Genomic DNA, 25,926 nt, shown 5'->3' with positions numbered 1-25,926 from the left:
CCTCCATTAAGCTTTGTACTCATATCAGATAATTCCATCCAAGTACAACACTTAAGATGATCAATAGGACTGTCGGCCATATACTTATAGATGACTTTTTACTCCGTCGTTCAATCTCTGGTAGCTCAAATGTGATCACACGAACTTCACGCTTATGTTTATCTACGTATAAAATACCATCCACATCAAAAAGCAACACATAATGTAAAAATGTATCACGTATCGCTGCACCAGAGAATCGAATGGGTTTACGATTTTTTGCTCCCACAACTAAGAAATACTGATCCTCTTTGGATGCGATCCCATCGATATATATACGACTTTCATATGCATGTTCATCCACTTCCATACTAAATGCTAAGGTTTCCTTGGGGCGAATGAGTTCGTAGCCTTTCTCTTTTATAATTGTGCCATAAACACTTTGAATGGGCTCAGGCTCTTTTGGATCTCTAAATAGAGGCGCAATCCATCTTTTATATATAAAATAAAAGATGGCCCCGATAAGCATATAAAGTATAAGGGTATCTCCTGACTCTTTCATTCCCTCCCTCCTTTACCTACTTATTCGCAGCCATTTGCAAAAAACCTGCATAAACCCTTATGCATGATCCGTATGATGTGCTTCTTTTACCACTTCATCAATCACACTTGACCAATCCATTTGTGTCGTTTGTTTTTCCGTACTAAAATAACCTAAAAATTCAATATTCCCTTCACTCCCCTGAATGGGAGAAACGGTTAAACCCTTTACAGTAAGGTTATTTTCTGTTACCGTCTTCACAAATTGATGCAAAACTTGCTGATGAATGGTGGGATCTCTTACGATTCCTTTTTTACCAACATGTTCTCGTCCCGCTTCAAATTGCGGTTTTACTAACGCAATTCCTTCTGTGTTTGGTTTACACACGTTTTTTAAGGTGGGAAAGATTAATGAAAGTGATATAAAAGAGACATCAATCACAGCGAAGTCGGGTTTCTCATTCGTTAGTTCATCTTCAGTCAAATACCTGAAATTTGTCCGCTCCATCACAATTACACGTGGATCTTGTCTTAGCTTCCAAGCAAGCTGACCATAACCTACGTCAATCGCATATACCATTTTTACACCTTGCTGTAAGGCACAATCTGTGAATCCACCGGTTGAAGCTCCTATGTCCATCATAACTCTATCTTGTAACTGAATGGGAAAGACCTGTAAAGCTTTTTCAAGTTTTAGTCCACCACGACTCACATAGGGATGCAGCTGTCCTTTTACCAGCATAGAAGCATCCACAGGGACTTTCGTCCCTGCTTTGTCTATGCGGTCATTTTCAACATAGACTAGCCCAGCCATAATGGATCGCTGCGCTTGTTGTCTCGTTTCAAAATGACCCTTCTGAACTAATAACACATCTACGCGCTCTTTCTTCACAATTAAAACCTCATACTTGTTGTTTTTTTTGTGCCATAAACTGGGTAATCGTTGTAACCATCTGTGAAGGTGTCAAACCGACTTCTTCCAATTGTTGACTCACACTTCCATGTTCAACATAAACATCAGGTATCCCTAGTGGTAATACAGGAAGTGACAAACCTTCATTTGCATAAAACTCCAATACTGCACTGCCAAATCCACCTTGAATACAAGCTTCTTCGATCGTAACCACAGGCATTTGCTCACGCGCTAATTCTACTAATAAAGCTTCATCTAGCGGCTTCGCAAAACGTGCATTAATCACTTTTGCCTGAATCCCTTGTTCTAATAAGTACTCAGCTGTCTGCAAGGCTGGACTTACCATCGTTCCAAAAGCTAGTAATGCGACATCTGAACCTTCTCGCAATACCTCTGCTTTTCCTACGGGTATTGGCTTAAACGCAGCGTCCATCTGAACCCCTAACCCAGCCCCTTTGGAATAACGTACTGCAACTGGTCCGTGAATATGTTCAGTCGCCGTATACAGCATGTGTTGGAATTCATTTTCATCTTTAGGCATCATAATGACCATATTAGGCTGATTCCGCATGAAACTAATATCATAAACACCTTGATGCGTTTCACCATCTTCACCTACGAATCCAGCGCGGTCAACCGCAAATACGACATCTAAGTTTTGCCTACAAACATCATGGATCAATTGATCATAGCCACGTTGCAAAAAAGTGGAATAGATTGCCAAAATGGGCTTCAAGCCTTGTGTAGCCATTCCAGCAGCAAATGTGACTGCATGCTGTTCTGCGATCCCGACATCAAAGCATCTCTTTGGAAAGCGCTCTTGAAATGCATTTAACTTCGATCCCGTTATCATCGCAGGTGTGATGGCGACCACTTTTTCATTTTGTTCTGCTAACTTGATAACGGTTTCACCAAATACAGCAGGGTATGCAGGCGCCTTCGCACTTTTTTTATGGAGTGAGCCCGATTCAATCTTATAAGTGCCTACACCATGATAAACAACTGAATCGTTCTCAGCTGGCTCATAACCGTAGCCTTTTTTGGTGACCACATGTACAAGCACAGGACCTTTTGTATGAGCTGCTTGTCTTAAAATCTCCATCAGCTCATCAATCTCATGACCATCTACTGGACCTAAGTAAGTGAACCCTAAATGCTCAAAAAATACGCCAGAAACTACGAGATATTTTAAGCTATCTTTTATTCGCTCTAATGTATTTGCAAACGGTCCTCCTACAGAAGGTATTTTTCGAAGAAGTGCTTCTACTTCATCTTTTAATTTATTATAACCCGTATTCGTTCGTAATCTACCTAAATGATTGTGAAGTGCACCAACGTTGGGGCTTATAGACATTTCGTTATCATTAAGAATCACGATCATATTTTTCTTCTCTTCACCAATATGATTTAGTGCTTCTAAAGCCATCCCGCCGGTCAGGGCGCCATCTCCAATAATGGGAATCACTTGGTAGCTTTCTCCCTTTATATCCCGTGCTGCAGCCATGCCCATGGCCCCTGATAAAGAAGTACTACTATGCCCCGTTTCCCACACATCATGCTCACTTTCTCTCATTTTAGGAAAGCCACATAAACCTTTGTGTTGTCTAAGCGTGGGAAAGAGATGACCACGACCAGTCAATAATTTGTGGACATATGCTTGGTGCCCAACATCCCATAATAATTTATCTTTAGGACTGTCGAATAAGTAATGTAAGGCAATAGTAAGTTCAACCACACCTAGATTAGATGCTAAGTGCCCACCTGTTTCAGACAAACTATGAATTAAGAATTGACGAATTTCCTCTGCTACTTTCGGTAACTCTTCTACATTCCTCTGTTTCAGTTGCTCTGGAGAATTAATCTGTTCGAGGAGCACGAAGAACGCCTCGCTTTCCCTGTCTTTTCTTCTTTGGTTTCAAGTAAAATAATTTCATGTTAAACTTAGTGTTCATCCAATGAAAGAACTTTCCTACAAATAATATGATCTCATTCGAATAATGTAAGGAGATGCTTTTTCCTAGTGCTTTTCCCCCTACAGTGAAGGCCGCGATTACCGAGATCAATGTAACTTCAATGATCGTTTCTTTTCCATCAAAGATCGGAAATGATAAGGCAAATGATGCAATGACCGCTAATGCTGCAGCCCCACTAATCACACCGCTGATATCACCAACTACATCACTACAAAAATTAGAAAATTGATCGGCACGACGCACGATTCCAACTGCTTCTTTAGCTCCGGGTACTTTTTTGGAAGCCATCGAGTGAAATGGTCTCTCCTGTGCAGAAGTGGCTGCAATTCCCAACATATCAAACATTACACCCATCGCCACGATGGCCACTAAGACAAGTAGACCACCTTCCCAAGACATTGTATCGGAAATTGAAGTAGAAGCCAATGATAAAAGTAATGCTAATACAAATGTAAGAATAAATATACCGACGGCCCAGCGCCAAGAATTTCGGAGTAACGCCCTCATTCTTAATCTCGTATCTCCTTTTCACAGCAGACATCTCAGAAAAATGCCGGTTCTCATTTAGGAACCGGTTTCTAAATTAGACGTGTCTTACTACGATCTATATGTAGTTTTCTGTGGTTTTATGGTTAGGAAGAGTAGGAGTGGAAACGATCCAAGTAAATTCTACGGCTTAGGTCCAGTAGGCTTTCCCAAAGAAGTATCCCAATCGTTGCCAATCAGGTGGTTTCCCTTTATAACTTCTTTCGACGCAGTTGCCAAACGTCGGACTGGATTACCACTTAGTCCGCACTTTAATCCCTGAATCGTCTTGTAGTATACAAACAGTCTAGGAGTTTTCCTCAACAACTCTAACCCATCCCCCTAGCCTCTTTTGCAACTTAGCTTTCAATCTAATGGCTTCTTAGATATCCCCACTAACGTCACGCAAGGCAGGCTACGCTGCATCCAAGTTTCTCCCGCATGCAGGTTCATACCCCAAGCCGTCGCAGCTAGGCACGAGGACCTTCCGCCACGAACTTGGGCCTCCGCGAGAGAAGGGTCTACGCCCGCATGCCATTGCAGATCGCCCTTCTCTCTTAACTCTCAGCATCAACCCCTAGCTGGGCGCTAGAAGCCAACACCAAGAACTTCATCGATGTGCCCTTTAGCGGATTTTTAGGCCCGCCTTCAGAGGTGGTGAGCCGACTAGAATACTGCTCCACTCCTACAAGTCAGATTTATTATAGCATAATTATTTATGTGATAGTATGGTGGAATCCAAACTTACTTTTTACGAACCAAAAGATAGTCAGCCAGTGCAAGTAATTGGGTGGCATCAATCGGTAGTTTTTCTAGTTCTTCTTTCGCTGTTTGTGTCACCACTGCTAATTTTTGCTTGGATTCTTCAAGTCCGATAAGCGCTGGATATGTCGATTTATTTTGCTCGATGTCACTACCAACTGGCTTACCTAATACCGCTTGATCGCCAATCACATCGAGGATATCATCTTGAATTTGAAAGGCCAGACCCAGCCCATATGCATAGCGTGTTAGTCCCTCAAGCGTCATCTCATCTGCGCCCGCAATACGTGCGCCTGTGCGCACTGCAAACGCAATTAAATCACCTGTTTTTCGCTTGTGAATGTGCGCTAATTCTTCTAATGAGATTTTTTTATTTTCACTAAGTAAGTCACTCACTTGTCCGGCAATCATACCATGCATACCAGCAAATCTCGAAGCTTCTTCGATAACAGAGAGCGCGGTATCCAATTCAAGTCCCGCACTGCGAATTCCTGCTACTAACAGCCCAAACGCTTCTGTGAGCAATGCATCACCAGCTAGAATAGCCTGTGCTTCTCCAAAAACTTTGTGATTCGTTTTCTTTCCCCGTCGATAATCATCATTATCCATTGCAGGTAAATCATCATGAATGAGCGAGTAAGTATGAATCATTTCAATTGCGCAGGCAAATGGCAGTGCCTTCTCTTCCTCACCACCTAATGCATGAACGGTTGCCAGTACAAGAATCGGCCTTAGCCGCTTTCCACCTGCTATCAATGAATATTGCATGGACTCAATCAAAATCTCTGGAACATGCTCCTTTTGCTTGAGGTAACGCTCCATCTCCGAGTCAATTAATACAGCTTTATCTTTCATATAATCTTTCACTGTCAGCACTACTCTGCGTCCTCCTCTGACAGAAATGGTTCTTTTTTCCATTCGCCATTTTCTTGTACCAATAGCTCGACTTTTTGCTCTGCCCACTCTAACTTTTTATTGCATGCATGAGCCAATTTCATACCTTCATCAAAAAGTTGAATTGCTTCTTCCAAGGGGGTATCCCCTTTTTCTAAATGTTCTACGACATTCTCTAAGCGTTCAAGTGCTTGTTCAAAGGGAAGTTGATTCATATCTCGTTTATCACTCATCCTGAACCTCCTCTGTTTTCCAAATTTGACACTTCAACTGACCTTCGGCTAACCGCACCCGAATGAGGTCACCCGGTTTAACGTCCTGGTACGATTTTATTAATTTTGTTGATCCATGTCGATGTACGATCGCATATCCACGTTGCATCACGCGCAATGGACTAAGTGCATCTAAGTTGGATATTAACCGTGTAAGATGATTACGATCTCTTTCAATGTGTTGTTGCATCATACCCAAGTTGGTCTGTTTAAATCGCTCTAGTTTTTCTCTTATCAGCTTTAAGCGCTTCATCGGATGCTCCGCTTGTAAACGGTAAGCATATAACTGATGCCGACTGCGATGATCCTTAACCAACCCTTTATACGCTTGTCCTAATCGCATATATAAATCATCTAATCGCTGTGCATATTGGTATAATCTCGCATTTGGTTGTTGAAAAACAGGACGGCCCATGTTGGTTTGCAAACGCTTCTGCCGCTGAAGTAAACCGTTTTGTATCGTGCGTCGCATACTCGTTTGAATACGATCTAAACGTTCACGCATATCGATTTGGTGAGGGACAACTAATTCGGCCGCAGCTGTCGGTGTTGCAGCGCGACAATCTGCCACAAAATCGCTAATGGTCGTATCCGTTTCATGTCCCACAGCAGAAATGATTGGAATACTTGAGCGATCGATACTACGAGCGACCACCTCTTCATTAAATGCCCATAGTTCTTCGATGGAGCCTCCGCCTCTACCGATGATTAACACGTCACATTCATCCAGGCGATTCATTTCATCAATGGCATGTGCAATTTCGGTAGCGGCATTTATCCCTTGTACAGCTACTGGATAAATCAGGACATGAGTAAGCGGATAACGTCTTTTCATCGTTGTCACGATATCACGTACAGCCGCACCGTGTGCAGATGTGATCACACCGACCGTTCGCGGAAGATCTGGTAATTGCTTTTTACTACGAGAAAACAGCCCCTCCTGTAAAAGTTGTTCTTTGAGGCGCTCAAATGCAATATGTAAATCTCCCATCCCACTTTGGCGCATATCTTGAACATATAGCTGAAGCTGACCTTCCCGATCATAAAGAGATACATTGCCACGAATCAAGACACGATCGCCATTCTGTGGTTTAAAACGCAGTCGTCGATTCTGACCTGCAAACATAGCCGCTTTGATTTTGGCATGTTCATCTTTCAAGGTAAAATACATATGTTTACTCGCGCGATGTTGTGAGAAATTAGAAATCTCACCCTCAATCCACAATTTCTGCAGTATCTCATCTTGGTTCATTTGATTCAACAAATAAGTATTAAGCTTATGGACACTCCAAATTTCTTTTTCACTGGTACTACTCATCAGTAGTTTCACCTACGCTTTGCTGCAAGTACAGTATTCGCCATTAACATTGCAATCGTCATAGGTCCTACACCTTTTGGAACTGGCGTAATCGCTTTCGTTAAAGGCGCAACCTCGTCAAACTTAACATCTCCTACTAATTTCCCTTCCGCATTACGATTAATACCTACATCGATTACAACCGCTCCAGGTTTTATATAGTCAGATGTAAGCATATGTTCACGTCCAACTGCAGCAATAATAATATCGGCTTGTTGTGTAAATTTTAGCAGATCACGCGTGCGTGAGTGACACATGGTCACTGTCGCATTTGCTTGCTGAAGTAGAAGTGAAATCGGTTTTCCTACAATATTGCTACGACCGATCACTACAGCATGTTTTCCGGCGACATCAATTTCGTATCGTTTGAATAATTCCATAATCCCTGCGGGTGTACAGGGTATAAACGCTTCTTGTCCAATTACAAGATTCCCCATATTGATAGGCGTGAAGCCATCTACATCTTTTTTAGGATCAATCGTCTGAATCACACGATCCGCATCGATATGATCAGGTAATGGCAGTTGTACCAAAATGCCATCAACAGAAGGATCTTCATTTAATGCAACGATTCGTGCTAGTAATTCAGTCTCAGTAATCTCAGCAGGTAAACGGATAAGTTGTGAATCGATGCCTACTTCTGCAGAAGCTTTGATTTTTCCTTTTACATAAGATTCTGAAGCAGGATGATTGCCTACCAGTATGACGACTAACCCCGGTGTAATACCTTGCTGAATGAGATAATCGACTTCTTCTTTTAATTCTAATCGAATTTTTGCAGCTATTCCTTTTCCATCAATGAGTTGATATGACATCGGCTCCACACCTCTATAATTGGATTGAGATTCGAAGATTATACCCTCTCATTCTATCTGCTTAACCAATTTATGTAAAGGCACACTCGATCATATGTTCGTTTTATTTATCAAAAAAGAGACTCTTCATTTTTATTCATGGAGAGACTCTTTTAGCGTGGATCACGATGCTCCTTATTTTGATTCTAAACTTTTCACGAGTGCACCTAGTATACCATTAATAAAGCGGCTAGATTCTTCTCCTGAAAAAGATTTTGCCAAGTCAACAGCTTCATTTAAAACCACACTTTTAGGTGTATTGTCAAACAAAAGTTCAAAGGTACTTAATCGCAAAATCGCTCTATCAATTGAGCTTAAGCGGTAAAGTGACCATCCTTTTTTTAAATATTGTTCGATCTCGTGGTCAATTTGCTGTTTGTTCGTTTGGATGCCTTGCAGCAAATGGGTATAAAAACCCAAATCTTCATCGCTTAATGTTTTCGCACGCTCTTTCATAATGCCATTTTCTTCGTTTTCATGAAAATCCATCTGATATAAGGCTTGTAAGGCAGTTTCTCTAGATGTTCTCCTACTCATCAGCTATCCTCCAAAAAGAAACCCGAGCCGTTTTCGACTCGGTACTTCGTCACATCCTATTTCGTTAAAATACCAAAGTTATCTATAAAAATCAAGTTGTACTTCTGTTTTTCATTATTTTATTCAGTCGATTCTGGAGGGAGACGAACGCCTTCAACGCGAACTAAAATTTGCTCAACTTGTAATCCGGTCATCGACTCAACCGCATTTTTTACTTTTTCTTGAACCTCACGGGCCAAATCAGGGATGCGATTTCCATATTCAACTGTAATTGACATCTCAATTTTAAGCTCATCATTTAAGTGAACAGCAATTCCTCTATAAATATTTTTGCGCCGAAATAGCTGATTCAAATCACTTACTACCCCACCATTAATTGATACCACACCAGCCACCTCTGATGTCGCGATACCCGCAATGAGTTGTATCACTTCGGGTGCAATCTCTACTGTACCCAAATTTGTCTCATTAAAGTTAATGATTTCACTCATCTGTAACACTGCTCCTCTCGTTTAAGTATTCTTTTTCCAGGAACTGAATGTGAAAGTCACCTTCAACAAAGCGTGGATGTTGAATCAATTTTTCATGAAAAGGGATGGTCGTATGTACCCCTTCAACAGCAAACTCTTTTAGAGCGCGACTCATACGAGCCAGTGCTTCAGAGCGATCTTTGCCCCAAACGATTAACTTCGCAATCATGGAATCATAGTACGGAGGAATTTTATATCCTGTATAACAGGCACTATCAACTCGAACCCCGATTCCACCTGATGGGAGATATAATTCAATTATCCCTGGTGATGGCATAAAATTTTTCTCTGGTCGTTCTGCATTGATACGACACTCAATCGACCAACCTTGAATCTGTACTTCCTCTTGCGATATCGAAAGTGGCAACTGCGCTGCTACCCGTATTTGCTCCTTGACCAGATCTAGACCCGTTACCATTTCAGTTACAGGATGCTCGACTTGGATTCTTGTATTCATTTCCATAAAGTAAAAATTTTGCTCTTTATCCAATAAAAACTCTACTGTACCTGCGCCTGTATACGTCACAGATTGTGCAGCCAGCACTGCGGCCTTTCCCATCCGTTCTCTTAATTCTATGCTTAATGCTGGGGAAGGTGCCTCTTCAATTAACTTTTGATAGCGTCGTTGAATGGAGCAGTCTCTTTCGCCCAAATGAATCACATTCCCATGTTGGTCAGCAAAAACTTGAATTTCAATATGACGTGGCTCATCTAAAAATTTTTCCAGATAAACACCAGCATTACCAAAGTTCGCTTCTGCTTCTTTTTGTGCTAAAGTAATCGCACGAATCAATTCATCTTCACTGTGAACGATTCGCATTCCTTTACCTCCACCGCCCGCTGTTGCTTTTACAATGACGGGATAACCTATGGTTGCTGCCGTCTCTAACGCACTTTTATGATCTAGAATAACGCCTTCTGTTCCGGGAACCACCGGGACACCTGCTTCTTTCATGGTCTCTCTGGCTGTTGTCTTATCTCCCATCTTCAGAATCGCTTCTGAGGGAGGTCCAATAAAAGTAATATTACATGCTTTACACAGATCAGCAAAATCGGCATTTTCAGCTAAGAATCCATAACCTGGGTGAATAGCGTCCGCTCCAGTTAGCGTAGCTGTGCTTAACAAGTTTGTCATATTTAAGTAACTTCCTGAAGATGGTGCTGCGCCGATACAATAAGCCTCATCAGCTAAAGTGACATGAAGTGCGTCGCGATCAGCTTCTGAATATACAGCTACTGTTGCAATTCCTAGTTCACGACAAGCTCGAATGATGCGCACTGCAATCTCTCCGCGGTTTGCAATCAGCACTTTTTTAAACATACGCTTTCCTCCCCAGACTAATCTTTTTTAATTAAAAATAGGGGTTCCCCATATTCCACCAATTGTCCATTTTCTACTAAGATTTTGATAACTTCCCCTTTCACATCAGCATCAATTTCATTCATCAATTTCATCGCTTCTACGATACAAACAACTGTTTTTTCAGTAACATGATCTCCTTCTTTTACATAGGGATCGGCATCAGGGGATGAAGCACGATAAAAAGTACCTACCATTGGCGATACAATTTGATGTAAATTTTTATCTTCTTGTATATCGGTAATGGTTTCCGCTTTTTCCTCTGCTACTTTTTGTACAGCCGAGGCTACTTTTTCCTGCTTCGTTTCTGGTAAAGGTTTAGCTTCTTCACTTGCAACGACTGGTGAAGAAATAGACGCCACCTTCTGGTCTTCTTTTTTAATTTTGATCTTGCCATGTTCATTTTTTAGTTTTAGTTCCGTAATGCTTGATTCGTCAATTAATCGAATGAGTTCACGAATTTCATGCATCTTAAATTGCAACGTCCATTCACTCCTATTCTATGTATGCCATCATCATTCACTAAATCTACTTTAGCATACCGTTTTTACGTGCATTTGACTAGTGGTGAAAGCGCTTTATTATGGAATATTCAGGAATTCAAAGCAAGCCTCTTTATCGGTATCTATTATGACCAATAAAGAGGGTTATCAACCGCTTTATATTAAATTTGATACAACTCATCTATCTGTTTTACGCGCAAACGATCGGGAATCAATGTCATGATCCCATTTCGAAGTTTACGAGCAACAGGATGATTCATTTGTCCCACTCTCCCCATTAGGCGTGATCGATCTACAATTTTTTGTACACGCTTGATTCTCTCTTTTTCAAATGCTACAAACGCCTCATTTATAGGCAATTGCCGTTTCATACACATGGATAATACAGCGACATCTTCCATAGCCTGACAAGCACCTTGTCCCAAGTTTGGCGTCATCGCATGGGCTGCGTCTCCCATCAACAAAATACGATCATAAGCATAGCGATTCATTTTCGGTAAATCGTAAAGGTCATTCCGTACGATCGCTTCTTCTTCTGTTTGTTCAATGATTTGTGTAATCGGTTCGTGATAGCCCTCAAAATGTAACACTAAATCTGATTTACTATATTTTTTCATGCGCTTACTGTTTTCAGCTGCATTCGTGACTGCAAACCAATAGATTTGATTCTCTCTCAGAGGCACAATGCCAAAGCGTCCATTAGGCCCCCATGTTTCCATCGCAATATTTGGCGATTTTAAAATATCTCCTCGTTTTGAAATGCCTCGCCAACACGTATACCCCGCAAACTGAGGTGAAATTGAGGGTGCAATCTTTTGGCGTATCATCGAGTGAATGCCATCTACCCCCAGTAAATAATCTCCTTTTGTATGACTACCATCAGCAAAAGTCACTTTAACACCATTCTGATCCTGTTTAAAATCCACACACTTTTTATTAAAGGACACGATACCATTAGGTAACCTTTGAAACAAGGATACGTATAAGTCTGCGCGATGAAAAGCCATTGTTATATTTTCATTTGATTGGATCGCACTTAATAAATTGCCGGTCTCAGAACGTATTTGAAATGAGTCGAGGGGCTTTCCGACTTTCTTAATATCCTCTACAAAATTGAGAAAAGAAAGGGCTTTAAAAGCATTAGGTGCCAAGGTAATCCCCATCCCGCTTGGTTTAAGTTTGGGATAGGATTCATATACATGAACTTCATGCCCCGTATTCATGAGGGCATTTGCAGCTGTCAAACCGCCAATCCCCGCTCCAATAATGATAAAAGATGCCATCTTCCTTATTCCTCCTGTTCTTCCTTTTTTATGATCCTCTCTTACCTCATCTATCCCTTGCAATCCCTTCCCAAATGATTTCCATTTGATTATTAAATGTTCTTTTTACTTCTTCCAGTTCAATTTCCGTATGCATCCATAACCATAGCAATTGAAAATACGAACCATGAATCAATTTAGCTATTTCCTTTACCTTCCATTTTGACGAAATTTGTTGCTGTTGTTGTGCTTGCGTAATCAATTCTACTAGTTTCATATAAAATGCATGGATTGTCTTAAATTCTTTTTGTCGTAAACTTGCTGATTGTAAAAGTTGACGCATCGCCTTTTTGACTAAATGAGACTCCTCATGAATCCGATTAAACAATGCTTCAAACAGATGTAATAACCTCATTTTAATATCTCCATCAGGCATATCCTTTTCTAAAAACTGAAGAACCTGCTCCATCTGTGACTCTCCAAAATAGAATAAAATATCCTCTTTACTTGAAAAATAATTATAAAACGTCCCTTTGGCAATTCCACACACTTTGGTGATTTGATCAACGGATACGCTTTCATACCCTTTTTCCTCAAATAAATGGATGGAAGTTTGAAATATAGACATCTTTAATTCTGCTTTCCTTGCTTCACTCCATTTCATGAACTCACCTCTATATGACTGTAGTCATTTTATGACTACAGTCATATTAAAATAGATGATGATTCTATGTCAATACCAGAAAAGAACATGTTATACTCAAGCTGTATTTATGGCTCCATACTGACAACCCTAGCCTTCTCATGGTTAATTCGAACGGAGGATTCGATTTGGAAAAATATCAAACTCTATTTTTCGATGTAGATGATACTTTACTTAATTTCGCCGCTGCTGAGCGCGATGCTTTACGTTTGTTATTTGCCAATTATCAACTACCATTCACATCAGAACATGAAACGCATTACAAAACCATCAATCAAAAACTATGGCAATCCTATGAAAATGGACACATGAGTCGTGAACAGGTTTTAAACACACGCTTCTCTCTCTTATTAGAAACTTATGGGCAGCAGGAAGATGGTCGTATGATGGAAACGAAATATCGTCATTTTTTAGAAAAAGGTCACGAATTGATGGAAGGTGCCTTTGAACTCATTTCCAATTTACATCATCACCATGATCTATACATTGTGACGAACGGCGTATCGACAACACAGTATAAGCGCTTACGCAGTGCAAAATTAGATCATTTTTTTAAAGATATCTTCGTATCTGAAGATACCGGCTATCAAAAACCAATGAAAGCTTTTTTCGACTATGTCTTTGCTCGTATCCCTCATTTTTCTGATAAAAAAGGACTGATCATAGGTGATTCACTCACCGCTGATATTAAGGGCGGTCAGCAAGCAGGATTAGATACATGTTGGTTTAACCCGAGTCGCAAACATAATGAAACAACCATTCATCCTACATATGAAATTCATCATCTTGAAGAACTCTACCCGATTTTAAAATAAGGTAGCTTTCATACAAAGCCCGATTGTGATGGTAAACAATCGGGCTTTGTATTGGATGGAACCGCCTAAACATTCAAATGAACATTTGACTAATATGTGTTTTACCCTTATGATTTATTCAAATGTACATTTGAATATGCGGAGTGATTATGATGAAAGCGCAAAATGATCAATGCGAGGTTTCTATTATAAATCCAAAAAAAATATCGAATGCCAAGAAGACGCTTGCAAATGAAGACTTTATAGGTACATCACAGCTTTTTAAAGCTTTGTCTGACCCAACCCGACTTAAAATTGCATTTGCGCTTATAGAAGAACAGGAATTATGTGTATGTGACGTAGCAGAAATCATCGAATCTTCAATTGCCACGACGTCCCATCACTTACGACTTCTTCGCAAACTAGGGCTAGCCAAATATCGTAAAATAGGAAAACAAGTCTTCTATTCATTAGATGACGACCACGTTAAGCAATTAGTAGAAATTGCTTTTATTCATCACAAGGAGGCTCACCAACATGTCTCAAACTGAACAGAAACAAGTGTTTCGCGTCCATGGTTTTACTTGTGCTGGTTGTGCTACAAAATTTGAAAACAACTTAAAAACCGTACCTGGTGTTACGGACGCAAAAGTAAATTTTGGTGCAGCGAAAGTAACCGTGTATGGATCAGCTACTCATTCCGCTCTAGAAAAAGCTGGAGAATTTGAAAATTTAACCTTAACACCAGATCAAGGACCTATACAAAAGCCCTCCTTACCATTCTGGAAGAAAAGAAGTAACTGGTTCCTGCTTACATCCATTCTTTTGCTACTTACCGGTTTTTATACAAGCATCACGCTTTCTGAAAATAGTCAACTCTCTATTCTGTTTTTCCTTACTTCTATGTTCCTAAGTGGAGGAAAGCTATTTCTTAAAGGAATAAAAAATTTGGTGCGGCTAGAATTTGACATGAACACCCTCATGACACTTGCTGTCCTAGGCGCCGCTGCAATCGGTGAATGGGGAGAAGGGGCAACTGTCGTCATTTTGTTTGCGATCAGTGAAGCGCTTGAAACATTTTCTATGGATAAAGCGCGTGATTCGATTCGTTCTCTCATGAATATAACCCCCAAAGAAGCGCTGATTCGTCGTGGACAAGCGGAAATGCAAATCGCCGTAAATGAGATTGAAATTGGGGATATTCTGCTTGTGAAACCCGGACAAAAGATAGCCATGGACGGCATCGTTCGGCTGGGCCACTCCAGTATCAACCAAGCTGCCATTACAGGTGAATCTATCCCCGTCACAAAAGAGATTGGGGATGAAGTTTTTGCAGGTACGCTAAACGAAGAAGGCTATCTAGAAATCGAAGTAACCAAGCACGTTTCTGATAACACCATTTCTAAAATCATTTACTTAGTGGAAGAAGCGCAGGCAGAAAAAGCCCCTACACAGGCATTTGTAGATCGATTTGCAAAGTACTACACCCCAGCGATTTTAATTTTGGGGATTTTGATTGCGATCGTCCCACCTCTCTTTTTTAATGGCACTTGGGAAGATTGGATCTATCGGGGACTAGCGGTGCTTGTAGTGGGATGTCCATGTGCACTCGTCATATCGACGCCCATCGCCATCGTCACTGCAATCGGTAATGCGGCCAAAAATGGTGTGCTCATTAAAGGTGGGATACACCTGGAACAGTTGGGTTTACTCAATGCAATTGCCTTTGATAAAACAGGTACACTTACAAAAGGATTACCTGCTGTCACTGATTTCATCTCGTTTGAGGAAACGGAAGCGAAACACCATCTTAGCATCGCCGCATCAATTGAAAAAAACGCGCAACATCCGTTAGCAGCTGCTGTTGTAAGAAAGGCACAGACCGAACAAGTAGCATTCTATCCTCTACAACAGTTCCAATCGCTCACAGGTAAAGGCGTACACGCAACCATTGAAGGTGTAGTTTATTATCTCGGTAGCCCTTCCTTATTTATGGAAAAATGGCCTCAGCACCTCAATCAAGTGGTTAAAGAGCAGATTTTGTCCTTACAGCAAAACGGTAAAACTGTCGTTCTACTGGGGACAGACCAAAAGTTGCTTAGTATGATCGGGATTGCAGATGAAATTCGAGAGGAGAGTAAAGCCGTTCTGAAAGCATTACCCAAGCTTGGCATTTCATCGACAGTCATGCTTACAGGTGATAATCAAGCCACTGCACAAGCCATCGCCCAGCAAATCGGCATCAGCCAAGTGGAAGCAAATTTATTGCCTAAAGACAAATTAGACCGTATCAAAGCGATGCGCGATGAAGGCAAGCATGTGGCGATGATCGGTGATGGTGTAAACGATGCACCTGCCCTCGCTTCAGCTAACATCGGAATGGCTATGGGAGGAGCCGGAACAGATACTGCTCTTGAGACTGCTGACATTACCTTGATGGGAGATGATCTAAAAAAACTCCCTTATGCGATACGTTTGAGCCGTAAAACGCTTCGCATTATCAAAGAAAACATAACCTTTTCGCTGGCTCTCAAAATCTTGGCGTTACTACTCATTATTCCGGGATGGCTCACACTATGGATGGCTGTCTTTGCTGATATGGGCGCAACCTTAATTGTAGCCCTCAACTCCTTGCGTTTATTACGCGTTAAGTCGTAAACAAAATGGTCCTTGCTAACCGCGATTAGCAAGGACCATTTAACTACTGCCGATAGGTAACGGAAATCTGGTTAGAAGAAACATTAAGTTGTTGTTTGACTAATGTAATCAACTTTACAGCTTGTTCATTACTCAGTTTTTTCGATTGTACCACAACATCGACATTTGGGTTGTTACTCACCACGACTGCATCAGGAAAACCTTCCTTACGAATTAATTCTTCTAGTACAGACTCTGCATTATCTACTTTTACCAATTGTTCAATTTTTTCTTCCGCTTCTGCCAACTGCTCCTTGGATGCTTTAGGATCGGTTAACACATTCATATATTCTTCAGTCATTTTTTGTCTCAATGTATTTCGTTGTAACTGGTAAGCGACAAAGTAATCATCTCCACTTTGTTTTGGCAAATTTGCCTCTTGTGCTGTGGGCGCTTCTGTTGCTTGCTCTAAAGGTTTTATATCTACTTTCACCTCACTACCATTTGTAGCTAAATCCTCTCCTTCAACCAACTGGTTAGTAGGTTCAATAGGTCCTGTCACCATATAATAAGCAGATAGTACAACCATCAGTGTCAACATGGATACAAGCCATACTGTTTGTTTATTCATTGACATGCTTATTCCTCCTCTTATCCCTTAGGCATAACAGCAATTCGGTGCATTGGGACTTCTAAAGTACGTTGAATGGCTTCGATTACTGCTGCTTTTACCTGTAAGTTCTCTACTCCTCGTGCGACTACAAGGACACCGCGTACATGAGGCTTTAATCGTTTAATGACAACCGGTTTTTCGCCATCATCCGAACGATAGTAAGCCGTTTTTTTATCGTTTGTATGTTGCGTAATCTGCCGGTTTCCTCCAGCTTTGTCCGTTTCAGTTGTGACCTGTTCAGATTCCTGTACCTCGATCTGATAAACTTCTTCATCCGTCGAATCTAAATTAATAACAACTGAAACATCATCCACCCCTACAATTTTAGTTAAGATGTCAGATAGCTCTTTTTCATAATCTTCCTCATAAGCTTTCATCGTTTGCTCTAAACCGGTTGCAGAAGTTGCCTTTGTTTCTTCCACAGTGTGAAACTCTTGTAATCCCTCATTTAGATGATCTTTTTTTTCAATGAAAGTGGGAAAAGCCATTACTAAGATTCCTATGAATCCAAGTACGATAAGATAACCAAGCTTTTTCTTTTTTTTTTCACCTGGCCCTTGATTCTCATCTTTTGAAAAAAAACGCTGAAACATATTAGTTCCCTCCTTCACTCCCGTCTTGCTTTACAACGACCTGTTCAGGATTTAAGCCCCAATAGCGCATCAAGTAATGTTGAATCTCATCAAGTTGTTTTTTCACCTCATCGCTTGGTTCATCTTCTACTTTCTGTGACGTATCCTTGCCAATTTGTATCGGTTTAACAGGCTCAATGTGGTTCACCTGTGTCTCATCATCTTTCAGTTCTGTGATCATGACATAAATACTTTTAATTTCTTTTGTTTGTTGTTCATTCTGATGTAATGCTATAACGACCTCACTCGTTTGAATGGAAAAATGTTGTTTAAGTTGTTGTTGGATCATGCTTTTCATCGTTTCTATGGTTCGCTCATCAATTTGCTCCATTTGTGTTTTCTTTAACTCCTCGCTTTTTGATTGAATGAAACGAAGTGAATCCATGCCCAAGGCTCCACTCTCTTTTTCTTGTTGCAGGGCAAGCTCAGATAAATCATATTCCTTACCTAAGAGACCGAGAAGCGGAGATAAAATAGCAAGTATGATGAGTAGCCCCATAACCAGCTTCACATATCTTTCCATTGCTGTATTCGGCAGAATAAGATCCACAAAACCCGCAATCAATACGATCAATACAATTTGTTGTACCCAATCACTTAACCAGCTAATCACCTAAATCCCCTACCTCATCATGACGGATATATTACCGGCAGCAATAATCATTGTGATCGCTAAAAAAAACATTAGTCCAACAATGGCCAGTGCAGCAAAAATGTATATAAATGTTTTACCTATCACATTTAAGCTTTCGATAATGGGACTATTACCAAGCGGTTGCATCACCGCAGCCGAAAAATTGTAAATGAACGCAAGTGAAAGAATTTTGATCGCTGGAAAAGCACATGCCAATAACAGAATCAATAATCCCGCCAGTCCAATTGTATTTTTCACAAGTAACGATGCACTCACTACTGTATCCGCTGCATCTGATATCGTTCGTCCAATCACCGGCACAAAGTTTCCAGTAATATATTTTGCAGTACGAATCGTTACACCATCTGTTGCGGCAGCCGTTGCACCTTGTATCGAGACCACACCTAAAAAGATGGTTAATAATCCACCAAGTATCGTAATGCCCATTTTTCGCAATAAAGAGGCCAGCTGATTCACCTGATACTTGTCCGACATACTACTGACAACACTTAGAATGGTTGAAATAAACAATAATGGAAAAACAAATGTATAAATCACTGTCGTAATCATGTGAATCATAAACACAATGAGGGGATGAAACATGGAAACACTTCCGATATTCCCCATTGCCACCATTAAAGTAAGCATCAGTGGAATAAGAGACATCATGATACTATTCATCCGACTAATGGCTAATTTGGCTTCATCAAGTGCAATTGTAAAACTATCTACAGCTAAAATTATGACGACCATAAACACAACCGCATACGCTACCTTACTGATCTGATTATTTTCAAATGCAGTTTGTAAGGTTTGTAAAATCATACTGAGTACGGTCAACACTAAAATCGTACCGAGCAATTTGCCATTGTATAGTACTTCATGCACAAAATACTTGAAAAAAGCTGTCATAACATCACTTGTATCTAACTCATTGGAGTCCGATAATAAATGTTCGAATAAACTTTGCGGTGTCTCCCCTTCAAAATAACGCCCATAATCGTGTTGTAATTGCTTCCAAAAAGTCTCTACTTCCTCCGTTTGTAACTCGTTTAATTGTGAACGGATTAACTGATCTGTCACGCCTTCTCCTGGCTGCTCTCCACCTTCAATCCCCAGTACAGTCATGGGAAATGCAAATAAGAAGAGCAGACAAGCGAGGATCCTTACATAATTTCGCATTCACTCCCGACCTCACGTAGGTAGTATTTTTACGATTGTTTCGACAATAATGGTTACAATCGGAATAGCCATAACCATGATCAATACTTTACCAGCTAGTTCGATTTTGGAAGCGATTGAACCTTGTCCTGCATCACGTGTTACTTGAGCACCAAACTCTGCAATATACGAAATGCCAATGATTTTTAAAATGGTTTCCATAAATAAATCATTGACATGTGCCAATTGAGCCAGGTGTTGGATCACACCAATCACTTCACCTAATCGTGTTGCAATTGAAATGAAGATTGTAATGCCAACAAATGTAGCCAGCATAAAAGCAAATACTGGTTTTTCTTCTTGTAAAATTAATACAAGAAAAGTTGTAATCAAACCTAATCCCACCACCTGGATGATTTCCAAGCGGATCAACTCCTATCATGTACGGAAAAGGAACACATCTTTTATCGTATTAAAGAGATCTTGTAATAACATGGCTACCATAAACAACACGACACCAAATCCAAATAGCGTTACCCAATGCGCAAAATCTTCTTTTCCCATTTGTTTTAAAATCGTATGGATCATCGCTACAATAATGCCAATTCCAGCAATTTGAAAAACAGAATCTAATTGATAAGGCATACGGATCCCCCAACCCTACTAAATCATCAATAATATAATAAGTGTCCCTGCTAACACACCGATGGTTCGATACATTTTGCTATACCTTAGCTGTTCTGCTTTGGCGTGTTCTTCTTGCGCCTCTAAACTTTTGATCGCGATGGTCAAATGGCTTAATTGGTTCTCTCGATCCGATGCGCCTAATACCTTCGCTAAATCGAGCAGTATTCTTTTCTCTGTGGAACCCATCACCGTTTCAGGCCAGACTTGATCAACCGCTGCTTGAATACATGTAAAAGTTGATTGCCCGTTAAGATCACTTAAATACTTACTCATTTCCGCAAATAAGGTGGATATCAGGTGATCCTCTCGCGAAGCGATATCTAAGCACGCATCAGCTAATGGTTTGGTCCCATAACTGATATCGGTTTCGAGTAAAGATAAACAGGTGCGAAGTTGTCGAATTTCCAATGGACGCTTTGCCAATTGTTTGGCTTGTTGCAAACCGATCCACGTAGAGCTACCGAAAATAAGCATTGCTCCAATCCATTTGATCATAACAGGGTCATCCCCACAGCACCATTTAACCGTATACTTCGTAATGATTCATCATAGATTGCAACGATCGTTCCCGGTCCCTTACCCCGATTTAAGATAATAATACGTGTGAAAGCTTTGTCTGCTAGTAGCTGTGCAAGTAAGGGTCTCTTTTGAATTTCTTCGATTGATTGGCCATGTACAGTCGTAAAAATTTTCACCCCTGCAAAAATCGCTTCTTGAATCGCTTCCCGATCTTCTACGCGTCCAATCTCATCAAAAACCAGAACTTCTGGAGACATCGATCGGATCATCATCATCATTCCTTCTGCTTTGGGACACGCGTCCAGAACATCTGTTCTAACCCCTATATCTAACTGTGGTACACCATGAATAGAACCTGCAATCTCTGAGCGTTCATCTACTAAACCTACCTTTACGGCACGATGGACATCACTTCCCGTACTCGCAATACGGGTTAAATCACGTAACAAAGTCGTTTTTCCACATTGTGGTGGCGAGACGATAAGTGTGTTGTGGATGGTCGCAGATGTAAAAATAAAAGGAATTAATCCTTCTCCAACACCTTTGATTTGTTTCGCAATTCGAATATTAAATCCAGTCAAATCACGAATTATTTTTACTTTCCCTCCTTCAATGGTTACTTTTCCCACAATCCCAATGCGATGACCACCCTCTACGGTAATAAAACCCATTCTAAGTTCTTCCTCTAAGGCATACAGAGAATGTCGGCTAATGAGATTAACCATTTGACTACAATCTTCCTTTGTGGGAATAATTGGATTTTGCGGTTGTGCACTTAATTGACAATTCGCATTAACAAACCAATTTTGTTCTGATGTAATCACTTCTAGTGGACGCGATTGGCGAACACGAATCTCTTCTAAACTTTCCTGAATGGTCCTAGGTAAAGATTGAATTTGCTCACGCAATATGGGGGGTAGGACCTGATAAATTTCCTTTAATGACATGGAGCACCTCCTGTCAAAGCCTACTTCTTTTTAATTTCATCTATATGACCTAGTCCATCAAATATGACAAGCTAATTTAGAAGCCCCCCTTTCGATATGAAAAGGGGGGCTGAATTACATGATTACTTCATCTTCTGCCTCTAATACGTTATCTTCGTCAAGAGCATTTGATACATCTTCTATCTTTAAAACGGTGTGACATTTGGGGCAGAGCAGTTCAATTGAATCATCCTCCATGTCATCGAAATCAATGGAGACATCTTCACCACACTCTGGGCATACAAAATCAAGACCATCATCTAATTCATCATCATATATAAGAAGTTCCACATCATTTAGATCTTCATCAATTGCTTCTACATATTCTTCGAGCTCATCTTGACGTAATGTAGTTTGTTTTGCGGATAAAATCACTTCGTCTAATACATCGATTAAGCGATGTACGACTTTACTATCGACCGATCGATCATTAGATTGTCCTTCCAGCAACCCTCTGACATACGATAGCTCTCTCCTTAACTCCTCAAACATCTTCAAAAACTCCTTTCAAAGCTGCTCAATTTATCTGTTAGTGTGACCGCAATTTGTTTTTCCATACGATGACATTTTGGAGATAACATTGGGCAATTTGTGAAAGACTACTTCTAAGCGGTGAATAGGAGATGAGATGAAATGAAAACGCAACAACAAACACCTACTGCTCGAACATTAGCCATTCTGAGTTCCGTTCCGGTGATCATGGTACTAGGGAACTCCATGCTGATCCCCGTATTACCAGCTATTAGTCGCACTTTACAAGTATCACCTTTCCAAGTCAGTTTATTGATCACACTTTTCTCTATACCTGCAGCGATAACGATACCCCTTGCTGGGATATTATCTGATCGCATTGGGAGAAAAAAAGTGATTGCGGTAGGTTTGCTCCTATATGGAGCAGGTGGACTTCTCGCAGGTCTCGCTTCGATCTGGGGGGATGGATCTTATATCGCCATTCTTCTTTCACGCATTTTACAAGGAATTGGTGCCGCTGGTACAGCTCCGATCGCTATGGTTCTAACTAGTGATCTCTATCAACAAGAAAAACGAAGTGAAGCATTAGGCATCATTGAAGCTGCAAATGCAATGGGGAAAGTACTTAGTCCTATATTGGGATCTATTTTGGGTCTGATCAGTTGGTATGCCATGTTTTTTCTTTTTCCAATCCTGACACTCCCTATTATTTTGTTGCTATGGTATCAAATAGAAGAGAGTATACATACGCAAGGATTACCACTGCATCAGTACAAAAAGAATATAAAAAAAATATTTCGGGTTCACGGTAGGTGGTTATTTATCTCCTTTGCCTCGGGTTCAATAGTGCTTTTTTCCTTATTTGGTGTTCTTTTTTATATATCCGATTATCTAGAAAAAACATTTCATCTTGTGGGTGTAGGGAAAGGGATCTATTTATCCATCCCTCTTTTAAGTTTATCAGCGGTCTCTTATTGGACAGGTAAGCAAATCGGTCATTCTGCCTTTCTCACAAAACGATTCATTATCGGAGGACTTGGGGTTATCGCTTTATCATTGTTACTACTTCCTTGGTTTACGAAATTGTATCTTCTACTTAGCATAACAGCCCTTATGGGTCTAGGAAGCGGCCTCGTACTCCCATGCCTGAACACGATGATAACCTCAGCAATTGGATTACAAGAACGTGGCATCATAACCTCCTTGTATGGTAGTGTTCGTTTTCTTGGTGTAGCTCTCGGACCTCCCATTTATGGCGCTCTGATTTCTTCTCCAAAGTTATTATTTATCGGAAATGCAACGATACTTCTGATTGCAATTTTTTTCTCTTACCATCTTATTGAAAACCCGCAACATTTACGCGGGAAAAATGGCCATTCACGTCTCCTTTTGCGAAAGAAACGGCTATACTCTCCATAAAACACGCATACGATATTTCTTAAAAAGAAAAGTGGTGATGGAGATGCAAGATCTCAGACAAATTTTTGATGCTAGTTGTTTAAGAGATCCTAGCGGGATTCGTCATGTTCATAAACCCCGCACTACAGGAAATACAATGGTGATGGATAAAGGATTAGGACTAAATGCCTTCCGGGATTTGTTAGAAATTTCACATGCATATATTGATTTTATTAAGCTCGGATTTGGAACAGCAGTCCTTACGCCTCCTCAAATTTTACAAACTAAAATCGAACTTTGTACCCAGTATAATGTTAACCTTTACTTCGGCGGAACGTTATTTGAAATTGCATATCAATCCAATTTGATTCGTGATTATTTTAATATGATAAAGAATATGAAGTTAAAGTGGGTTGAAATTTCAGATGGCACCATTACAATTCCCATTTATGAAAGAAATGAAATGATAAAATATGCAACTGATCACGGTTTACAAGTGATTACAGAAGTCGGAAAAAAAGATAACAACCAAGCTTTACAACTGGATGAGATGATCGACCTTTATCACCGCGATCTCCACAGTGGAGCGAGTTTTGTTATCATAGAAGGCCGTGAATCCGGAATCGACGTAGGTGTTTACGATAAGTATGGCGACATTTCGATCCGAGATATAGAAAAATGTAAACAACAAATGGATATGGCAATCGTCTTCTGGGAAGCCCCCTTAAAAAGTCAACAAATCGCTCTCATTCAATCATTAGGCCCCCTGCTTAATTTTGGAAACATTTCTCCTGCTGATATCTTTTCCATTGAATCTTTACGCCGTGGATTACGTTCAGATACCTACCATCTCGTACAGCGTGTCTAGTAAACAGAGGAGCATCGATTATGTTCGATTCTCCTCATGTTTTCTATTTCTCGCACATAGAATGAAGCAATACCTTTTGGACAAGGAGTATCTCCATGAAGCCAGAGTTTATTTTAGTCTGCATGATCGGCATCGGTATCGTCGGCAGATCACATTTGATAGCTACAGCTGCCAGCTTTTTACTCATATTAAGATTGATTGACTTAGAACGGATATATCCCCTAATTGAGCGTCGCGGTTTAGAGTTTGGCTTGCTTTTTTTGACCATAGCCATATTAGTACCTTTTGCTTCAGGTCAAATTACGTCGAAGGAAATATTTGATGTGCTTTCTTCCCCAATTGGTTTAATTGCTTTAGTAGGTGGTATTTTAGCTACCTATACGAATGGCAGTGGTCTTGATTTAATTAAATTGGAGCCTCAAATCATCATCGGGATTGTATTTGGTTCGATGATTGGTATCTTGTTTTTTAGAGGCATTCCAGTAGGTCCCCTCATGGCTGCTGGCATCACTGCACTTTTGTACAAACTATTTCATTTCATCACACAGTGAGTCCATCATAAAAAGGAACGATCTACCTTTTCTCGCTTGATATGATCATCGCGCAAATCGATATATAGTTTCCCTTCACTATCCAAAGTTGCGTAAAATACATCTTGAATAGACTGGATCGATTTTTGTGCTTTAAGTTGCTCCATTAACCATTTGCCAGATTGACCGATACGACGTAAATTTTCATAAATCACTTGCCCGTCAACTACGAGTTCAGTCGGAATTTGAGGTTCAGTTGGATTGTTTCGTCTGTTTGTTTGCGGAGTTAAAGGTTGTTTATCAGGCTTTAGCATAACCGATAATGTCCCATCATTTTCGAGAATGGCATACTGGACATCATCGATGTTAAACACTTCTTTCCCACGCAATAACTGTGTAATATCGATAAGCGTAAACCTTGTTTTTTGTAAGTTTTTTTCCAGTAATTTACCATCTTTAATCACTACAATCGGTTCACCTTGAAGGAGTTTTCGCGCTTTACGATTATGGAGCGCAAGCCAAGATGCTCCGTATGTAAGCACACCAAACATGATGAGCGATATTATATGTTGCACAATATTTTGATCCAGTTCTGTTGCCAGATTAGCTGCAATAGAGCCAAATGTAATGCCATTTACGTACTCCGTGAAAGTCATTTCACCAATTTGTTGTTTCCCCAGAATACGCGTAATGATCATTACAGTAAGGAAAGCGATTAATGTCTGGTAAAAAACTTGAATAAATGCCATGGAAAAACCTCCTACCAAACATTGCATCTTCTCCTTTATTGATCCCTCACTTACAAAAATTCATTCATACTACTCCGGAAAGAGAGTTAAGGTCTTTTATCATACGATAGCGCAAAAAATTTGTTTGTTTATATGATAAAATTTCAGAAATTTGATATCCTTGTTTAGCATAAATGTGATGCGAGGACCTAACTTTCCGGCAATCGCTTGTCCATGTAGCAGT

Annotated in this window: 31 protein-coding genes; 6 read left to right on the top strand and 25 right to left on the bottom strand. The window is 40.3% G+C overall.

The annotated features are described in order from the left end of the window. Positions 1 to 19: 19 nt before the first annotated feature. The 15 genes from IC619_RS10480 to IC619_RS10410 all read right to left on the bottom strand — a co-directional run bounded on the left by IC619_RS10480 (position 20) and on the right by IC619_RS10410 (position 12,925). Positions 20 to 541 (bottom strand): hypothetical protein, encoded by a 522-nt coding sequence (locus IC619_RS10480; protein WP_191139819.1) that lies wholly within the window; start codon positions 539 to 541, stop codon positions 20 to 22. Between the two features lie 57 nt (positions 542 to 598). Beyond that, positions 599 to 1,414 (bottom strand): TlyA family rRNA (cytidine-2'-O)-methyltransferase, encoded by an 816-nt coding sequence (locus IC619_RS10475; protein ID WP_191139958.1) that lies wholly within the window; start codon positions 1,412 to 1,414, stop codon positions 599 to 601. Positions 1,415 to 1,421: 7 nt separating this feature from the next. Continuing rightward, entirely contained in the window at positions 1,422 to 3,308 is a 1,887-nt protein-coding gene (gene dxs, locus IC619_RS10470; protein WP_191139820.1) for a 1-deoxy-D-xylulose-5-phosphate synthase, read from the bottom strand. Further along, positions 3,289 to 3,912, bottom strand: coding sequence for a hypothetical protein (locus tag IC619_RS10465; protein ID WP_191139821.1), 624 nt, complete (start codon positions 3,910 to 3,912; stop codon positions 3,289 to 3,291). Before IC619_RS10465 ends, dxs begins: the two co-directional genes overlap by 20 nt. Positions 3,913 to 4,074: 162 nt before the next feature. Further along, complete coding sequence (locus IC619_RS10460; RefSeq protein ID WP_191139822.1) at positions 4,075 to 4,257, bottom strand: hypothetical protein; 183 nt, start codon at positions 4,255 to 4,257, stop codon at positions 4,075 to 4,077. A 417-nt stretch (positions 4,258 to 4,674) separates the two neighbouring features. Continuing rightward, positions 4,675 to 5,610, bottom strand: coding sequence for a polyprenyl synthetase family protein (locus IC619_RS10455; RefSeq protein ID WP_191139823.1), 936 nt, complete (start codon positions 5,608 to 5,610; stop codon positions 4,675 to 4,677). Further along, positions 5,568 to 5,819 carry an exodeoxyribonuclease VII small subunit gene (gene xseB, locus IC619_RS10450; protein WP_191139824.1) on the bottom strand — a complete coding sequence of 84 codons (252 nt, stop codon included), beginning with the start codon at positions 5,817 to 5,819 and terminating at the stop codon, positions 5,568 to 5,570. The genes IC619_RS10455 and xseB overlap by 43 nt, the downstream gene beginning before the upstream one ends. Beyond that, positions 5,812 to 7,176, bottom strand: coding sequence for an exodeoxyribonuclease VII large subunit (xseA, locus tag IC619_RS10445; protein ID WP_191139825.1), 1,365 nt, complete (start codon positions 7,174 to 7,176; stop codon positions 5,812 to 5,814). Before xseA ends, xseB begins: the two co-directional genes overlap by 8 nt. Before the next feature lie 8 nt (positions 7,177 to 7,184). Continuing rightward, a complete protein-coding gene (gene folD, locus IC619_RS10440; protein ID WP_191139826.1) occupies positions 7,185 to 8,030 on the bottom strand; it encodes a bifunctional methylenetetrahydrofolate dehydrogenase/methenyltetrahydrofolate cyclohydrolase FolD in 846 nt (281 codons plus the stop codon). A 174-nt stretch (positions 8,031 to 8,204) separates the two neighbouring features. Beyond that, a complete protein-coding gene (gene nusB, locus IC619_RS10435; RefSeq protein WP_191139827.1) occupies positions 8,205 to 8,606 on the bottom strand; it encodes a transcription antitermination factor NusB in 402 nt (133 codons plus the stop codon). Positions 8,607 to 8,725: 119 nt separating this feature from the next. Further along, positions 8,726 to 9,097, bottom strand: a complete 372-nt coding sequence (locus IC619_RS10430; RefSeq protein ID WP_191139828.1) for an Asp23/Gls24 family envelope stress response protein — start codon at positions 9,095 to 9,097, stop codon at positions 8,726 to 8,728. Beyond that, entirely contained in the window at positions 9,090 to 10,457 is a 1,368-nt protein-coding gene (gene accC, locus IC619_RS10425; RefSeq protein ID WP_191139829.1) for an acetyl-CoA carboxylase biotin carboxylase subunit, read from the bottom strand. The genes IC619_RS10430 and accC overlap by 8 nt, the downstream gene beginning before the upstream one ends. A 17-nt stretch (positions 10,458 to 10,474) precedes the next feature. Beyond that, positions 10,475 to 10,966, bottom strand: a complete 492-nt coding sequence (accB, locus tag IC619_RS10420; RefSeq protein ID WP_191139959.1) for an acetyl-CoA carboxylase biotin carboxyl carrier protein — start codon at positions 10,964 to 10,966, stop codon at positions 10,475 to 10,477. Positions 10,967 to 11,160: 194 nt separating this feature from the next. Then, positions 11,161 to 12,282: an FAD-dependent monooxygenase gene (locus IC619_RS10415; RefSeq protein ID WP_191139830.1), complete on the bottom strand. Its 1,122-nt coding sequence runs from the start codon at positions 12,280 to 12,282 to the stop codon at positions 11,161 to 11,163. A 46-nt stretch (positions 12,283 to 12,328) separates the two neighbouring features. Next, complete coding sequence (locus IC619_RS10410; RefSeq protein ID WP_191139831.1) at positions 12,329 to 12,925, bottom strand: TetR/AcrR family transcriptional regulator; 597 nt, start codon at positions 12,923 to 12,925, stop codon at positions 12,329 to 12,331. A 167-nt stretch (positions 12,926 to 13,092) separates the two neighbouring features. On the opposite strand from IC619_RS10410, the gene IC619_RS10405 reads away from it, so the two are divergent. The 3 genes from IC619_RS10405 to IC619_RS10395 all read left to right on the top strand — a co-directional run bounded on the left by IC619_RS10405 (position 13,093) and on the right by IC619_RS10395 (position 16,416). Beyond that, entirely contained in the window at positions 13,093 to 13,779 is a 687-nt protein-coding gene (locus tag IC619_RS10405; RefSeq protein WP_191139832.1) for a YjjG family noncanonical pyrimidine nucleotidase, read from the top strand. A 152-nt stretch (positions 13,780 to 13,931) separates the two neighbouring features. Next, positions 13,932 to 14,309: an ArsR/SmtB family transcription factor gene (locus IC619_RS10400; RefSeq protein WP_191139833.1), complete on the top strand. Its 378-nt coding sequence runs from the start codon at positions 13,932 to 13,934 to the stop codon at positions 14,307 to 14,309. Continuing rightward, positions 14,296 to 16,416, top strand: a complete 2,121-nt coding sequence (locus IC619_RS10395; RefSeq protein WP_191139834.1) for a heavy metal translocating P-type ATPase — start codon at positions 14,296 to 14,298, stop codon at positions 16,414 to 16,416. The genes IC619_RS10400 and IC619_RS10395 overlap by 14 nt, the downstream gene beginning before the upstream one ends. A 43-nt stretch (positions 16,417 to 16,459) precedes the next feature. Here the strand turns inward: IC619_RS10395 and IC619_RS10390 are convergent, their stop codons facing one another. From IC619_RS10390 to IC619_RS10350, 9 genes are all read right to left on the bottom strand, one after another. After that, a complete protein-coding gene (locus IC619_RS10390; RefSeq protein ID WP_191139835.1) occupies positions 16,460 to 17,032 on the bottom strand; it encodes a SpoIIIAH-like family protein in 573 nt (190 codons plus the stop codon). 14 nt (positions 17,033 to 17,046) lie between these two features. After that, the gene (gene spoIIIAG / locus IC619_RS10385) at positions 17,047 to 17,661 is read right to left on the bottom strand and encodes a stage III sporulation protein AG (protein ID WP_191139836.1); all 615 of its coding nucleotides are present in this window, start codon (positions 17,659 to 17,661) and stop codon (positions 17,047 to 17,049) included. A 1-nt stretch (position 17,662) separates the two neighbouring features. Next, positions 17,663 to 18,313 carry a stage III sporulation protein AF gene (gene spoIIIAF / locus IC619_RS10380; protein WP_191139837.1) on the bottom strand — a complete coding sequence of 217 codons (651 nt, stop codon included), beginning with the start codon at positions 18,311 to 18,313 and terminating at the stop codon, positions 17,663 to 17,665. Between the two features lie 9 nt (positions 18,314 to 18,322). Continuing rightward, positions 18,323 to 19,516, bottom strand: a complete 1,194-nt coding sequence (spoIIIAE, locus tag IC619_RS10375) for a stage III sporulation protein AE (RefSeq protein WP_191139838.1) — start codon at positions 19,514 to 19,516, stop codon at positions 18,323 to 18,325. Between the two features lie 12 nt (positions 19,517 to 19,528). Then, positions 19,529 to 19,918 (bottom strand): stage III sporulation protein AD, encoded by a 390-nt coding sequence (gene spoIIIAD, locus IC619_RS10370; protein ID WP_191139839.1) that lies wholly within the window; start codon positions 19,916 to 19,918, stop codon positions 19,529 to 19,531. 15 nt (positions 19,919 to 19,933) lie between these two features. Next, entirely contained in the window at positions 19,934 to 20,140 is a 207-nt protein-coding gene (spoIIIAC, locus tag IC619_RS10365; protein ID WP_191139840.1) for a stage III sporulation protein AC, read from the bottom strand. 18 nt (positions 20,141 to 20,158) lie between these two features. Next, positions 20,159 to 20,677, bottom strand: coding sequence for a stage III sporulation protein SpoIIIAB (spoIIIAB, locus tag IC619_RS10360; RefSeq protein WP_191139841.1), 519 nt, complete (start codon positions 20,675 to 20,677; stop codon positions 20,159 to 20,161). Further along, positions 20,674 to 21,648, bottom strand: coding sequence for a stage III sporulation protein AA (gene spoIIIAA, locus IC619_RS10355; RefSeq protein WP_191139842.1), 975 nt, complete (start codon positions 21,646 to 21,648; stop codon positions 20,674 to 20,676). Before spoIIIAA ends, spoIIIAB begins: the two co-directional genes overlap by 4 nt. A 114-nt stretch (positions 21,649 to 21,762) precedes the next feature. After that, on the bottom strand, positions 21,763 to 22,179 hold the full coding sequence (locus IC619_RS10350; protein WP_191139843.1) for a CD1247 N-terminal domain-containing protein: 417 nt from the start codon (positions 22,177 to 22,179) through the stop codon (positions 21,763 to 21,765). Between the two features lie 141 nt (positions 22,180 to 22,320). Here IC619_RS10350 and IC619_RS10345 point away from each other — a divergent pair, with 141 nt between their 5' ends. The 3 genes from IC619_RS10345 to IC619_RS10335 all read left to right on the top strand — a co-directional run bounded on the left by IC619_RS10345 (position 22,321) and on the right by IC619_RS10335 (position 24,975). Next, positions 22,321 to 23,577, top strand: a complete 1,257-nt coding sequence (locus tag IC619_RS10345; protein WP_191139844.1) for an MFS transporter — start codon at positions 22,321 to 22,323, stop codon at positions 23,575 to 23,577. A 43-nt stretch (positions 23,578 to 23,620) separates the two neighbouring features. Next, positions 23,621 to 24,424 (top strand): phosphosulfolactate synthase, encoded by an 804-nt coding sequence (gene comA / locus IC619_RS10340; protein WP_191139845.1) that lies wholly within the window; start codon positions 23,621 to 23,623, stop codon positions 24,422 to 24,424. Between the two features lie 95 nt (positions 24,425 to 24,519). Next, positions 24,520 to 24,975 carry a DUF441 domain-containing protein gene (locus IC619_RS10335; protein ID WP_191139846.1) on the top strand — a complete coding sequence of 152 codons (456 nt, stop codon included), beginning with the start codon at positions 24,520 to 24,522 and terminating at the stop codon, positions 24,973 to 24,975. Positions 24,976 to 24,980: 5 nt separating this feature from the next. Here the strand turns inward: IC619_RS10335 and IC619_RS10330 are convergent, their stop codons facing one another. Continuing rightward, entirely contained in the window at positions 24,981 to 25,703 is a 723-nt protein-coding gene (locus tag IC619_RS10330) for a YetF domain-containing protein (RefSeq protein ID WP_191139847.1), read from the bottom strand. Between the last annotated feature and the right edge of the window lie 223 nt (positions 25,704 to 25,926).

The organism is Polycladospora coralii (assembly GCF_014773435.2).
Taxonomy (GTDB): Bacteria; Bacillota; Bacilli; order Thermoactinomycetales; family Thermoactinomycetaceae; genus Polycladospora; species Polycladospora coralii.
This window is presented reverse-complemented; position numbering and strand designations above follow the sequence as displayed.